The sequence below is a fragment of the Raineya orbicola genome, assembly GCF_002843425.1.
Lineage (GTDB): Bacteria > Bacteroidota > Bacteroidia > Cytophagales > Thermonemataceae > Raineya > Raineya orbicola.
In genome coordinates this window covers 1-583 of sequence record NZ_NKXO01000101.1, presented here as the reverse complement: position 1 = coordinate 583, position 583 = coordinate 1, and the positions used below count along the sequence as shown (strand labels likewise).

The 583-nt window shown below is 37.7% G+C and carries 1 protein-coding gene; it reads left to right on the top strand.

Translation table 11 applies throughout. From position 1 onward, the window contains the following. Positions 1–575: transposase (locus tag Rain11_RS13790; protein ID WP_133121605.1), on the top strand; the 575-nt coding region annotated here is incomplete at its 5' end. Between the last annotated feature and the right edge of the window lie 8 nt (positions 576–583).

Here is a 583-nt window from a genome sequence, read left to right as displayed (position 1 = left end):
TGCTTGAACATCGCCGAGATTTGGACTTGTCTTGTGTGCAGTTAGATGGCAGTCATACACCTTGTAAGCGAGGCGGTGCTGCGGTGGGGTATCAGGGACGCAAAGCAAGTAAGACGAGTAATACACTCTATTTATGTGATAATCAAGGTCAGATGCTCTGCTGTGCTAGTCCGCAAGAAGGGCAACATAACGATTTGTTTGAGTTACAGACACTCTTTGATGAAATTTGTAATTTTTTAACAAAAGCAGGAATTGATGTAAAAGGATTATTCCTCAATGCGGATGCTGGTTTTGATAGTAAAGAATTTAGAAAAGCCTGTGAGCAAAAAGAGGTCATAGCCAATATTCCCCATAATCCGAGAAATAAAAAAGAGATAGAAAGCAGAGCTTATCAATATTTTGATGAAGAGCTATACAAACAACGATATGTGATTGAAAGAGCCAATGCGTGGCAAGACCAATTCAAGGCTTTAATCATACGCTATGAAACCAGAGTAGATACGTGGGTAAATTTGTTAATTTTATCCTTTATGGTCATTTTTATCCGAAGAATTATCAAAAAAAATAAATCCTAAACAACCTC